The organism is Vibrio sp. SCSIO 43009, from assembly GCF_023716525.1.
Lineage (GTDB): Bacteria > Pseudomonadota > Gammaproteobacteria > Enterobacterales > Vibrionaceae > Vibrio > Vibrio alginolyticus.
Genome location: NZ_CP071843.1, coordinates 1,109,543 through 1,122,706, shown reverse-complemented (window position 1 = coordinate 1,122,706; position 13,164 = coordinate 1,109,543). Strand labels below are relative to the sequence as shown.

Sequence of the window (13,164 nt, the reverse complement as noted above, 5' to 3'; positions counted from 1 at the left end):
TTGTTACGACGTTATAGTGATAGTTGGAAATTAAAATAGCGATAATTTGACGTTAAATCGCCTAAACGTGGATGTCTAGCAAGCTGCCAATGATTTCATTGTTTTTCTCTATGACAGACGCGCCAACTCGGTTATAACCAGCGGCTTGTGCTAGGTTGATGAGAGATTCAACTTTTTGAGAGGGAAGGCTAGGTGTTGAGGCTGTTATTGCGACATCCGCAACCGCAGCTAAATCGATGTTGTGATCAGAAAGCTCTTCTTTTACCTTACTTACATTATTGTAAATGCCATGTGCAGCTTTCTCGGCCATTTGTTGTGACATCTGAACGATGTGGTGTCCAGATTGAATTCCTGATACAGGCATATCACTACTCCCAACATTATGATAGTGAGAGCATAGGTGGAGTTTATAAAACGTTCAAGTGTTTTATATCAATGACTTGATTAGGCAAACAGTTTGGCAAGCATTTCTCTTTCTTCACCAGATAGAACCGGTTTTTGCGCTTTATTTAGTTTCACGCTGATCTCACCTTGTAATGACTTTAACTGACTTGCCGTTAAATCACTGAGCTTTTGTTTAAGTTCATTAAATTGTTGTGCGTTCATCTCAATACCTTCGTCGTGATTCGGTTTATCCGTCGTTGCCCGAAATTCTTCATCCTTTGGATACAACATATTTATTCAACCAAAATAGATTAGAATTTGATCGATTGCTTTTTGTCCGAATATTGTCAAGGTGTGTTAAGTGATACGTCAGATTTTTCCTAAGAAGGTACATAATTACCCACTTTGGGGTAGATGGAAGCGTAAAAAGAAAAAGGGAAGCGATATAGCGCTTCCCTCTTACATATGGTTTGAATGTTACTAACTTACCCTGACGGCAAACTTACTAGCAAGTGAATGAAGCTCTGGGAGCATGCGATAGATAAGATGAAGTTGCTGCAATACCATGCGGGCAGAGCTGTCGTCTTCATCGCGCCATTCGTTTAAGCGTTGCTCGAGTCCAGCATCATCAATATTAGATAGGTCACACTCCTCACAATGCTGGTGAAGCTGTTTATGAAGTACATCCAGATGCTGATGAATACAACGGTGAGCATCTAAAACGAGTTTATGAATTGACTCATCTTCGATGCGAGTTCTGTGCGCGCCTAATGCAGAAATATAGTTCAACATTGCGTGATTTAACGTTAGGAAGCGAAAACTTTCATCAACAGCTGCGCGATATTTGCCAGGCTCCGCCAGCATCGTACTAATCGCAGAAGAGAGTGAGGCATCATTATTGTGGGCTTGGCGGCGAGCGATACGGTAACTCAAATTGTCTTTCTTGCCGATTCTATACTGACCAATGATCTGATCGAGATACTGCTTGTTTGCCTCTATCGCATCCGACATAACTTTGTGAAGCCTTCTCGACTGCCAGTCGGGCAAAATAACTAATACAGCTCCTACTGCAAGTACACACCCGATGAGGGTATCTGCTAGTCGAGGAAGGACAACTGCGTAACCTTCACCTAGTTGATTAAATAAGAAGAGGACGAGCAGTGTAATAAAACCAGTCGCGTACCCATAGTTGTTCATCCGGAAGGCGAAAAACATCACACCAGAGATAACGATAAATACTAACTGGCTTTCTTGAGAAGGGAAAAAAGTCAGCAATGGTACACCAATCAACAAACCAGCTAATGTACCTATTACTCTTGCCGTCAATTTTTGGCGAGTGGCACTGTAGTTCGGTTGGCATACGAATAAAGTGGTTAAGAGTATCCAGTAACCTCGGTCGATGTTGAATATTTGAATGATTCCATAGCCAATCGTTAAGGCAATTGACATACGTAATGCATGCCGAAACAGCATCGAATCTTTGTGTAAATTTGCTGATATACGCTGCCACATCGCTTTTAGCGTGTGTGGGTTGGTATCGGCGAGGGTATCTTCTTCGAGGCCTTCAACATCTGGGTTGTTAATGTTATTAAGCTGTTTTTCTACCGTCGCTAAGTTATTGAATAAATATGTTAACTGCATCAGAAGACGTTTCCAGTGCCCTTGCTTTTGTTCTTCTAGATAAGCAAGAGAGTTTTGTACTTCAGCTAATGCCAGAATAGATTGATCGGTATGGGAGTATTCATTTCCTAGCTGAATGGCTAGTGCAATATCACGACACGCTTGGGCTTGAGACTCCAAAAGATATTTAAAACGAAACAGCACATCAGAACGTTCAAATTCGGTCGCTAAATCCTGATAGCGGTAATGGCTAGAACTGACGCGTTCGTGAATGTCTTGAGCGATGAAATAAATATTTAAAAATCGGTCACTAGGCCCATCAATGTGACCCCGTTTCGATCGGTTAAGTAATGTGGTTTTACAAGCGTTTAGTGCCGTAACCGTGGCAGCATTGCATTTTGCAGCTTCAATCCGTAGTGGTTGTGGCGTCAAGTTGGTCACAGGATGAAAAAGCTTGGCTTTCGCATCAAGATAATTCGCCATTTGGAAGAACACATTGGCTAGGCTTTGTTGCACAGGTTGAAGGGGCCAAAATATCTGCCAAATCATGGACATGAAGTAATACCAGGCGGCACCAGTTAAAAGCAGTAGTGGCTGAAACCAAATGTTGGTGCTTTCATGTGCGCCAAGCATAGTATAAATAGCGATCAGCAACGAACCAAAAGCAATACTCGCGTACTTAGGACCTATCGCCCCAAGAATGATGAAGCCGAAGGTTGAGATAAATAATCCCAACGCAAAAGCCCAAGGGGTATCGAACAAGATTTCAATTGAAAAAGCAGCAAGCGCAAAACAGAGAAAGGTGAGAATCAGAGCCTTGATGCGTCCAGTGAAACTGTCATCACTTTCAGCCAAAGCAGCAGCTATAACGCCTAATATTAATGGCGTTATCAGCGTGTTTTGCTCGAAGTACCAAGTTGGGATAACCACACCCAGTAAGGTAATGAGGATAAGAACGCTGTAATTTATCGTCTTGTTTGCCCAATATAGCCGAAATTTAGAAGTTGCTTGCACAATGCGCCTTATGTTTCCGATGAAGAACAGGGGGAATACTACCAGACCCACTATAGCGCGTTTATGATTTACTTTAAGAAAAATTCGTGGTTGCTGATAAAATCAGCAGGGATGTCATTGACTTATATTAAAGCTGCCAGGTCATGTATTGAGGATTGTAAAGCCAGCTTCAAATAACCTCAGCTTTAGGTTATTAAATCGACAGTAATGTGAATTTTATTAAAGAATAGAAGAAGAAGCTTACTTAGGAGCTCGCCGTTGCTACAATTTAGCGCCTTAAAATGATATAAATCGACAACTTCTAAACTAAAAGGCGCACGTTTCATGCAGCTTACTGCCACTAGCAAAGCACAGTTTTTTATTCAAAATGAGTACCATCACGTCGAAATAAAAGAGAACAGTGTTTTATTAAGCTCGATAGGCAGTGAAGAACATATTCCTTTTACGATCTGGAATGGCAAAGTTAGCGTAAAGCGTGGGTTATTATGGAGCTCTTTACAGTTTTTTGCTCATGAACACGAAGGCAAACAACAAAGCTGGCTAGTCCAAGGTTTACCGTGGCCACAATGCCGAAAGTTCGCGCTTGAGGCCGTTCGTCAATATCAAGAGTGGCACAACACTCAGTGCCGAAAACTGGCTGAGTATCTACCTAAGTGGGAAGAAGAGCTTTACAAACTAAAGCACTTACCTGCTTACTTATCGCATTCTCAAGTGGTCTCCTGGGTTGAAAGCCTTAACCAAGAGTTAAGCGAGATGAAAACCACCCTAGAAGAAGCCAAAATGCGAATGCCGAATCGTATGTCGCAAATAGAGCCTTGGCTCATTGATACCTCTGAGGCGCTTGGTGAGCGTAATCGCGATTGGCTAGAAGCAGAACGTCCAAATTGGGAAGTGCTGTTTAATCAAATTGAATCCTCTCCTTTGAATTTATCCCAGCAATATGCGGTATTGCTCAACGACGACCACAACTTAGTTCTTGCTGGGGCCGGCTCGGGCAAAACCAGCGTTTTAACCGCACGAGTTGCCTATTTGTTGCAAAGCCATCAAGCTCAAGCAGAAGAGCTTCTCATGTTAGCGTTCGGTCGTGATGCGGCGACTGAAATGAAAGAACGCTTAGTAGATAAAGTGGGCATGGCGGCAGACGGTGTGCGCGTAAACACATTCCATCAGTTGGGTTTGTATATTCTTAAACAAGTCGAAGAGCAACCTGTCGAAATTAGTCCTTTAGCGTTGGACGAAAATCAACGAACAGCATGGTGTGTAGACTGGTTGAAAAAACATTGGATGACACCCACCAACTTTAAACGTTGGCAAAAACATTTAGACAAATGGCCGATTGCGTACCTAAAAGGGGATGATGAGTTAGGAAGCCATTCAGAAAATCCAAAACTGATCGCTTGGCTAGATTCGCAGCTGTCTCATTTAGCGTCGGTAGGGTTGACCAAAAAGCAAGTACAAGAAAAGCTCGTAAACCACCAAGACTATACGCGTTTAAATAGTGAACTCGCCTTATGCTGGCCATGTTTTACAGCGTGGCAGAAAATGCTTAAAGAAAGCAACCAAGTGGATTTCCCAACCATGATCAGTCGTGCGACAGATTATGTGAATAAAGGAAAGTTTGTCTCGCCATGGCGCTTTATTATGGTCGATGAGTATCAAGATATCTCTCCAGACCGTCTGGCATTGATTGAAGCACTGTGTGAATCCACTCAGAAACAAGCAGGTGCGACGTTATTTGCTGTTGGCGACGATTGGCAAGCTATCTATCAGTTTGCAGGAGCGGATGTCGATCTTATCACTGGTTTTAAAGAACGCTTTGCTCACTCAACCGTTCATCACTTAGATACAACTTATCGTTTCAACAATCAGATTGGTGATGTAGCGAATACATTCGTGCAGCAAAACCCATCGCAGTTGCCGAAAACACTAAACAGCCACATACAACGCAAGCAGAAGAGCGTACATACCGCGCCGAGCAATCAAGTGGAAAAGATCTTGGATCACTTGAATCAACAAGCCAAGCAAACCAAGTCAGTTTTATTGCTAGGACGTAACCATTATCATAAGCCCGATTTGTTCGACGATTGGTTGCGACGTTTCCCTAATCTCGATATTCGCTTTATGACTTGCCATGCGAGTAAAGGACGCGAAGCTGACTTTGTGATTATTCTTTCTGTGGATGAGGGGCAGTTCCCCGCTAAGAAGAAGCAAATTCACATTGATGGTGCGTTGACGGAGTCCAAAGACAAATTCCCTTACGCAGAAGAGCGCAGGCTATTTTACGTGGCGATTACACGTGCGAAAGAGAAGGTTTGGATCACGCATACTGGCGCGGGATCTGCATTCGTTCAAGAGCTCGTTAATGGTGACTATCCCATCGTGACTTCCCGTTAAATGCAACGTTTAGAATGTTAAAAACAGCAAGGGCGATACTTGGTATCGCCCTTGCTTTATTTGGTTGGCATCAAAGCTTACATGCGCTCAGCAAGATAGGCTTCGTAATCCGGTACTTCGATGTCTACTTCTTGCTCAAGAAGAGGGGAGTTAAACAGGAACTTAGCGGTGGCTCGGTTCGTTGCTACAGGAATATTCCAAACACTAGCAATACGAAGAAGCGCTTTAACATCTGGGTCGTGAGGTACGGCATTCAGTGGATCCCAAAAGAAAACGAGAACGTCGATTTTGCCTTCTGAAATGAGAGCGCCTAGTTGTTGATCACCGCCCATCGGACCACTGATCATGCTCTTGATCGCAAGTCCAGTTTCTTTACTCAGCATGTGTCCTGTCGTGCCAGTTGCGTAAAGGAAGTGACTCTGTAGCTTTTCTTTGTTTTCTTTTACCCAGCGAAGTAGCTCAGGTTTGCAGTTGTCGTGAGCAACCAAAGCCACATGTTTATGGGTTGGCATGGTACGAATGGTTTTTTGCATCAAGATGTTTCCGTTTGTATGATTTTAAAATTGTTGTGACTCAATAGAACACGTTTTTGGTCTTTCAATCAACAGCCTTAACACGGAATGTCGGCCTATATTCTGACGGAGATAACGATTCTTCGATCGTGTCGTCATGAAGCGTCTTCGGAGTCAGTGGTTTGATGGTTGGTGAGGCATGTTTGTCATAAGCTTCACCTCTTAAGTAATGCGTTGCTTGCATCACGGAAAGCCGACCTTGCTGCACCATTTTATCTGTTGGTGCGAAGAGTACTTTGTTACGTAACAGGCCTCGATATACACCATGACTTAAGTACACAGAAACTAAACCGATCTCCTCAGCTTTGCCGGCACTACGCAGCTCACTGATGGCCGCTTCAATCGCCACTGCACTGCCAACAATGTAATCTATATTTCCCATATCGATCACACGTTGAACTAGGTTACGTTGTAACTCCTTGTCGTTGTCTGCCCAAAATGAGTCAACAATGTTGATATCACTTCCTTGTATCGCTTCATAAAATCCGGCAGTAACGGGTTTCGTACCACCACGAGTTCGCGGCCCCAAAAGTAAGGCAATGTTGGTTTTTCCTGACCCCTTTGGATGGCGAGCTGCCAAATATTGACCCGCTTCGTATCCCATCCAATGCCAGTCAACACCGACAGTCCCTTTTAGCAACTCACTTTGTTCTTCATCCAAGTCGAGTTGGTTCACAGTAGCAAAAACGGGAGTATTCCCCACCCAATTTTTAAGTGAATGCTCGTAAGCCTGTGGGTCCACGGTCCCAAGGATAACCGCATCTGCTCCCCATTGGTTACACAGTGCGAGTTGTTGTTCTTGACGGGTTTTGTTTGGGTAGCCGCCCGCTTCAAGGACTCGTAGCTCGACACCTTCTCTTTTCGCTTCGGACACCATTCCATAGTTTACTGACAACCAGTATGAATCCTTTAGGTGAGGGTATATTGCACATATTTTCTCTGCGGCAACCGCTGGCAAAGAAGCAACTAGGGTTAAAGTGGCTGCAGAATGTTTGAAAAATGTGCGAAATGCGTGTTGATTTTTAACCATGAAATGAAGTTCGTTGGCATAGATTAAGTAAACACTGCAAAATATAACGTAATATGTCGCTGAACACGAACATTAAGGTCATGAAAATATGCTGCTAGCAACTGCAAGCATCGGTCGTAAACTTTTGTTGTCTTTCATTGCGATGGCAATACTGGTCATGTTATCGGCACTTATTGGTGTGTCTGGATTTTCTTTGGTTGCCAAAACCGAAAGAAATGTCGTGGATTCTGCGATTCCCGCCATGATTGAGGCGAGACAAGTCTCTGAGTTGAGTACTCGTATTATTTCGTCTGTACAAATGTTGTCGAACGCAAGAAACGAGCAGGAAAGAAAGGAGTCAGGGCGAGTGCTGTTCGAACAGCTCGAGTCTTTACTCACTCACATCAAGGAGCTCGGGAGCGAGTCGTTCGATTCTCAATTGTTAGAAGCTTTAGAGAATAACGTTCAGAATGTTATCGACAATTTGGCTGAACTCGGTGTTTCGGTTGAAAAAAAACTGTGGCTTGCAAAAGAGGTAGATACTCGTGTTGAAGAAATGCGTCTGCTCAGTGCAGAGCTAGAACAACTAACTCGTACGCAAGTTCAGAATACAAGCACCATTGCTGTTGCTAACGTCACGCATATTTATGACTTATTAGAATCGAATAAAAAATCGCAAGTTTATCAGGCGCTAGATGCACTGGTGGAGGTCGATCTTGATCTGACAGAGCGATTGCATGAACTGCACTTGTTGGCCTTTAAAATGTTGAATCAGATTGAAGAGGCTCGGACATTAACGAATATTGAGCGAATTCAACAGGTTCAAAGTGATTTTGATAGCAACCTCAAAATCATGAAGCGCCGTGTACTCGCTGTGGAAGATCCTACGCGCTCTAAGCAAATGAGCCAACTGCTCATAGAGCTGGGTAAGCGTCAGGTCGTATTTTCTATACTGATGCAGCAATACGGGAATAACGAACAGTCACAACAGCTGATGCAAAAGACATTAGAGTTGTTCTCAGAGCTTAATGGCACGGTCAACAAATTGGTTGATGATTCAAACAAAACCACTACGGTCGCTGTAGACCAATTGACCAGCACATTGAAATTCGCTCAGTGGTCTCTAACCGTTATTTCAATTGTTGGTTTGATTGTATTGGTGCTGATTTTATGGCGTGTGGTGTACCTTTCTGTTGTGAAGCGGTTAGCGGAATATTCCGCTGCGTTGCTGTCTGTGGCACAGGGTAACTTAGCGGTTGAGTTGGAAGTGAAAGGCAAAGATGAGTTGGCGCATATGGGGCAGGCCATCATCACGGCTCGTAATACCGCGCAAGCACTAAAAGTGGTAGCAGAGGGTGAAGCTCAAGCCAAGCGAGAGCTTGAGGAACATAAAGAGCATTTAGAAGAGCTTGTTGAGCAACGCACTTCGCAGTTAAAACAAGCTAACCGCCGTTTAAATGAAGAGGTTTTGAATCACGCTAAAGCTCGCAAGCAAGCAGAGCAAGCGAGCCGAGCAAAATCGGCATTCTTGGCGACGATGAGCCATGAGATAAGAACGCCAATGAACGGAGTGTTGGGGACAGCACGCTTGCTGATTGACTCAGGCCTCAACCCAATTCAAAAACGCTATGCGGAAATCATTAATCGTAGTGGTAAAACGTTGCTCGCGATCCTTAATGATGTACTGGATTACTCCAAGATTGAAGCGGGGCATTTAGAAATTCGTCACATGGGCTTCGATTTACACCAAATGGTGGAGGACACTTTCCAGTTAATGAACAGTCGAGCACAAGAGAAGAAGCTGCTGTTCTCCTACCATATTGAAAGTGATGTTAGTCGCTACTGGAAAGGGGATGTCACCAGAATCAGTCAGGTGCTGAACAATCTTGTTGGTAACGCGATTAAGTTCACTGACGAAGGAGAAATTGATATCTACGTTAGCCTGAACCCTGAGGACGAGTCGCAAGTCCTGTTTGAAGTATCAGACACTGGAATAGGAATTGCCAAAAAATACCAGAGAACGTTGTTTGATGCCTTCACGCAAGCTGAAGGTGGGATGAGCCAAACTGGAGGTACGGGGCTTGGACTTGCCATCAGTAAGCGAATCATTGAAGCGATGGGCGGTGTTTTAGAAGTCGATTCCGAAGAGGGAAATGGTAGCCGATTCTGGTTCTCTATTCCGTTAGAGGAAAGCGAACCTATTGAAACAGGAACCGTGGCAACCGCACGTTGCAAAGTGAAAGCAAAGGTCTTGCTGGTAGAAGATAATGAAGTCAACCGAGTGGTCGCGGAAGGTTTTCTAGAAAGCATGGGGCATCAAGTCGTGATGGCAGAAAACGGCTCACAAGCAGAGCAACTGATCAGCACACAAGATTTTGATATCGCTTTGGTCGACATCAACCTCCCTGATTGTGATGGAACTGAGTTGATCCAACGCTTAAAGCGGATTGAGTGTGATAAGCCGGCCAATAAAGCGCTTGCCGTCACGCCAATGATTGCAGTGTCTGCGCACGTTTTTGCGGAAGAAGTTGAGCGCTATCTAGCCGCTGGTTTTGACGGATACTTGCCTAAGCCATTGGCAAAAGAGGCACTCGCGGCATTGATTCAGGATGCGCTAGACGGAAAGCCGTTGTTGTTGCCACAAAATGCCGACTGTACCCCGTTTGATCAAATTTCGCCTCAAGAACAAGAGCTACAATCAAAGGTCGTTCAAGCACCTAAAACAAAGGAACCCGATGTGGTTATCATTAATCCGAGCGTGATTGAGTCCGATATGAAAATCTTGGGCAGAGATAAGATGTTGCACATTATTAATCTGTTTAGAGCCACCAGCACCGATGTATTAAGCAAGCTGCAAGCGTCTGCTGAGGACAATGATAGTAAAGAAGTAAAGAACCTTGCCCATAAATTAAAGGGCAGTGCAGGAAGTTTAGGACTAACTGCGCTAATGAACGCTTGCCAAGCAATTGAAGCCGCGGCTCAACCTTTAGATACCTATAATGCGACTAAAGATGATTTAGTTTCTCAAGTGTCTGCATCAATTCAAGCTCTGGATGAGTTAATGGCGAAGTAATCCATCGAGCATTGAAAATAAAAAAACCTCCGGCTTTCCGGAGGTTTTTTCTATTCGGTCATGTCATCTTCCCACTCGAATCGAGTGTCTAGGGCATAAGGGTCATCATCAAAAGGATGTTCCACTTTGCCACGCAAGTATTCGAGTTGATGCTCAAGCATATTGACCGTTTCGTAGTCTCCCTCAGAACAAGCAACGTAAATCTGTTGTTCAAGAGCGGCAATGTTATCTCGGATACCCATGAGAACCCCCTTAAATCATCATCGATTCTCAAAACGATTATAGTCAAGTAATCCAAATTCGATCGGTTGTTTTGTACGGTACCAATTGTGTAAACGATCGCTAAATGACCAGAATTTTTCTGAGCTTCTACGAATCGCAAAATTATCCAATAACTTAACGTAATCGGACTCGTTTTGGATGGCACTAAATTGATCGACAAAATCTTTTACTTGGTTTTCGTTGATCGAGAAAAATGCCGCAGGGTAGCTTCCCACAACGCCGCGTACAATGGTCATGTCATCGTTAGCAAAGTCACGGTTACTTTCTTCATCAAACAAGCTAGAGATGTTTGTGTGTGCATTGTTGTGAAGTAAGGTGAACAGTTCATCTTCCCCTGATTGACTTCTCACCATAAGCATAGTGATTTGCGGAACGGTTTTCAGGCCTTCACCACGAACGTGGTCAATACGTTTTAGTTGCTTTTCACTACTCGCAGAAAGAGCCGTGTCTTGAATTTCGTAGCGAGGCAGAAGCACATCTGAAACATGTTCTCTCAAGAACTCCACCAACTCCGTTTTTGGATCGTCACTCTTATACTGAACGCTGGTTGGTTGGTTAAACGGCTTCACATTTCGTTGTAAAAAGTCACTCAACTGCGGGCTTTGATCTTTATACCAGCTAGATTGAAGTTCATGGCGCATATCGGCAGGTAACAACGAGATAAAGTTACTTTCGCCTTCTAGACGCAAGAAGTCCATAAACATTCGTGTCATGAGCTGATGGCCGAAGTTACCGTAAACGTCAAACCCAGCAACAAGCAAATAGTGGATACGCTCTAGTAGCGCGTAGTCAAGAATCCACACTGTTTTAGGCTGCTCACCAACTAACCCTTGAACAACAGAAGCACTATCAAAATGGCGGAATATCGTTAATGCCGCATTATGGTTGGTGCCATTACCATCCCAAATTACATCGGTGGATAGGTTTTCACCTTCTTTAAACCAGTTATTAGTGAACTCAGATTTAGCCTCTAGGTAGCGAGCTTGTTGACGCGCGTACTTGACCCAGTTGGTAACAGGTAGCGTGTTACTTTCTTGTTCTGCCGGTAGTTTTAGATTATCAGCCTGAGATCGGTAAAACTCATTTACTTCTGGGATGTCTGCTTTATCTGGATCAAGGAAAAACACCCAAAAGCGATCATTGATAACATTCAATGCCAGTTGGCCACGACAAACTGGGCCTTTTATGTATGCCATTATTGTATTTTGTGCATTATCTAGCATGAACTTAAAGCGCGACTTCACTGGAAGGTCGATGAATGATGTCATCGGGTTTGCAGCAACTTCTGGTTCATAACTCGGTAGCTGACTAACCATGTAATCAGCATCAATAAACCAAGTTTTCCAGTTCTCTATGCGTTGCTTGTTTAACGCGAATGGCATGTGAGTTTTATCTACTATGGTCCCTTGCTCTGGAATAATTCGATAAAACACACGTTCAACCCCTGGATCATCGTACGGGCGACGCGTTGAAATACGTTTGACGGGCTGTCCTGGTGGTGTAGCAGAGCGGACGAGCGTGAAGAATCGGGGATCTTCATCGAGTTCCGAAAAGTAGAGATGAGATAAAAATAAATGCTCATATATATACCTAGCCATCAGCTGATTTTTCAAATCAGAGTGGTTAAGTAATGCTTCGTACTTATCTATTTGCGCTTGCTCTTTCTCACTAACAGGTCGGTGAACGTTCATTATTGCGCCGTTTTCCAACCAAGTCATGAGTGTGTGGTATTCACTGTTTGATAGGTTTGGCATACCAAAAGGCATTCCCCAGGTCGGGTTATCCTTTTCGTATTGCTCGTATTCTTCAATCGTTGGACAGGTTTGCTCTCGGTCTATCGAAAAGTCAAAGCCTTCTAACTGGACTTGGTCAGGCAATGGGTGGCGCTCTTTTTGTTGTAGCAAACGTGCGATAAGGCCTGCATCAATGTTGGCTGCCATGCTTTGATCACGTTCGTTGAGAACCGGATGAAAACCCGCATCGCGCCACTCTTGGGTTGTTTCTGCATCTTCGAATAAGCGTGTTGGTGCTGCGGCTGTGAGTCTTGTTCCTTCATATACCAGTGCTTTACTCGCACCACGGTCAATGCCCTCAACAGAAGAGAGCTTAAGTTGACATGGTGCATCGTAGCAAGCGTGGCAGACGACACAGCGGTTATCCATAATGGGTTTAACTTCGCTTTGGAAGAAGTTTGCTTGAGGGGTTTCCACGTCAACAGTGCGTTCACGCACGAGCTGTGGACCAAACAGTTGATCATAGTTAAGACCAGCATAGGTTGCACAGCCGGCAAACAAAGTAGCAATGCAAAGTGTAAAAATTAAGCGCAAATTCATTGAGTTATTTTACGTGATTAGAATTTGCATTAATTAAAGCAAAATAAGCGGTCAATTACCAAAAGTTGGGTCAATTAGCGTTAATTTTTCTGTTGATTGTCTGAGCGCTTGAAAATGTAACCCTGGCGGTGGACTGTCTGAATTCTGTCTGTCGGAACGCCTTCGTGAACTAGACGCTTTCTCATTCTGCTCATGTGCATATCGAGTGCTCGATCATGTTCAGTAAATTCACGTTTTAGTACTGTTTCGTAAAGAAAAGGCTTACTAAGTACTTGATCTTGATGGTGAGTGAGAGTTTGCAGCAGCTTAAATTGAATGCTTGTTAACTGAACAGATTTCTTGTTTGGCAAGTAATTGAGTACCACAGAGTGAGTGCGCTTATCTAGTAATAGCTCCTCATCATTATGGTGAACGCCGTTGTGTTGGCATTGGTAAGTTTTTCCATTTGAAACCTTGGAGTCAAGCACGCGGGCACCTTAATTA

General features: G+C 43.8%; 10 protein-coding genes. 2 read left to right on the top strand and 8 right to left on the bottom strand.

Translation table 11 applies throughout. The features are described 5' to 3' along the window. Positions 1 to 61 precede the first annotated feature (61 nt). From J4N43_RS20640 to yccS, 3 genes are all read right to left on the bottom strand, one after another. Positions 62 to 364 (bottom strand): hypothetical protein, encoded by a 303-nt coding sequence (locus J4N43_RS20640; protein ID WP_017635368.1) that lies wholly within the window; start codon positions 362 to 364, stop codon positions 62 to 64. Between the two features lie 80 nt (positions 365 to 444). Beyond that, positions 445 to 675 carry a hypothetical protein gene (locus J4N43_RS20635; protein WP_005376575.1) on the bottom strand — a complete coding sequence of 77 codons (231 nt, stop codon included), beginning with the start codon at positions 673 to 675 and terminating at the stop codon, positions 445 to 447. 189 nt (positions 676 to 864) lie between these two features. Continuing rightward, positions 865 to 3,018 carry a YccS family putative transporter gene (gene yccS / locus J4N43_RS20630; RefSeq protein ID WP_005376573.1) on the bottom strand — a complete coding sequence of 718 codons (2,154 nt, stop codon included), beginning with the start codon at positions 3,016 to 3,018 and terminating at the stop codon, positions 865 to 867. 324 nt (positions 3,019 to 3,342) lie between these two features. Between yccS and helD the strand changes: the two genes are divergently transcribed. Next, the gene (helD, locus tag J4N43_RS20625; RefSeq protein WP_053349176.1) at positions 3,343 to 5,412 is read left to right on the top strand and encodes a DNA helicase IV; all 2,070 of its coding nucleotides are present in this window, start codon (positions 3,343 to 3,345) and stop codon (positions 5,410 to 5,412) included. Positions 5,413 to 5,489: 77 nt separating this feature from the next. Here helD and J4N43_RS20620 read toward each other — a convergent pair whose 3' ends face one another. Then, complete coding sequence (locus J4N43_RS20620; protein WP_005376571.1) at positions 5,490 to 5,945, bottom strand: methylglyoxal synthase; 456 nt, start codon at positions 5,943 to 5,945, stop codon at positions 5,490 to 5,492. A 64-nt stretch (positions 5,946 to 6,009) separates the two neighbouring features. Further along, positions 6,010 to 7,059: a TMAO reductase system periplasmic protein TorT gene (gene torT / locus J4N43_RS20615; RefSeq protein WP_080960073.1), complete on the bottom strand. Its 1,050-nt coding sequence runs from the start codon at positions 7,057 to 7,059 to the stop codon at positions 6,010 to 6,012. 43 nt (positions 7,060 to 7,102) lie between these two features. Here torT and torS point away from each other — a divergent pair, with 43 nt between their 5' ends. Beyond that, on the top strand, positions 7,103 to 10,066 hold the full coding sequence (torS, locus tag J4N43_RS20610) for a TMAO reductase system sensor histidine kinase/response regulator TorS (protein WP_053349175.1): 2,964 nt from the start codon (positions 7,103 to 7,105) through the stop codon (positions 10,064 to 10,066). A 50-nt stretch (positions 10,067 to 10,116) separates the two neighbouring features. Here torS and J4N43_RS20605 read toward each other — a convergent pair whose 3' ends face one another. From J4N43_RS20605 to J4N43_RS20595, 3 genes are all read right to left on the bottom strand, one after another. After that, complete coding sequence (locus tag J4N43_RS20605; RefSeq protein ID WP_005376565.1) at positions 10,117 to 10,308, bottom strand: hypothetical protein; 192 nt, start codon at positions 10,306 to 10,308, stop codon at positions 10,117 to 10,119. A gap of 18 nt (positions 10,309 to 10,326) precedes the next feature. Then, entirely contained in the window at positions 10,327 to 12,681 is a 2,355-nt protein-coding gene (locus J4N43_RS20600; protein WP_005388128.1) for a fatty acid cis/trans isomerase, read from the bottom strand. An 80-nt stretch (positions 12,682 to 12,761) separates the two neighbouring features. Further along, on the bottom strand, positions 12,762 to 13,148 hold the full coding sequence (locus J4N43_RS20595) for a winged helix-turn-helix domain-containing protein (RefSeq protein WP_053349174.1): 387 nt from the start codon (positions 13,146 to 13,148) through the stop codon (positions 12,762 to 12,764). Between the last annotated feature and the right edge of the window lie 16 nt (positions 13,149 to 13,164).

Bases quoted from the DNA above. Each gene is read 5' to 3' on its own strand.
- helD (WP_053349176.1), top strand. From the start codon at position 3,343: ATGCAGCTTACTGCCACTAGCAAAGCACAGTTTTTTATTCAAAATGAG.
- J4N43_RS20640 (WP_017635368.1), bottom strand. From the start codon at position 364: ATGCCTGTATCAGGAATTCAATCTGGACACCACATCGTTCAGATGTCA.
- torS (WP_053349175.1), top strand. From the start codon at position 7,103: ATGCTGCTAGCAACTGCAAGCATCGGTCGTAAACTTTTGTTGTCTTTC.
- J4N43_RS20620 (WP_005376571.1), bottom strand. From the start codon at position 5,945: ATGCAAAAAACCATTCGTACCATGCCAACCCATAAACATGTGGCTTTG.
- J4N43_RS20600 (WP_005388128.1), bottom strand. From the start codon at position 12,681: ATGAATTTGCGCTTAATTTTTACACTTTGCATTGCTACTTTGTTTGCC.
- J4N43_RS20635 (WP_005376575.1), bottom strand. From the start codon at position 675: ATGTTGTATCCAAAGGATGAAGAATTTCGGGCAACGACGGATAAACCG.
- J4N43_RS20605 (WP_005376565.1), bottom strand. From the start codon at position 10,308: ATGGGTATCCGAGATAACATTGCCGCTCTTGAACAACAGATTTACGTT.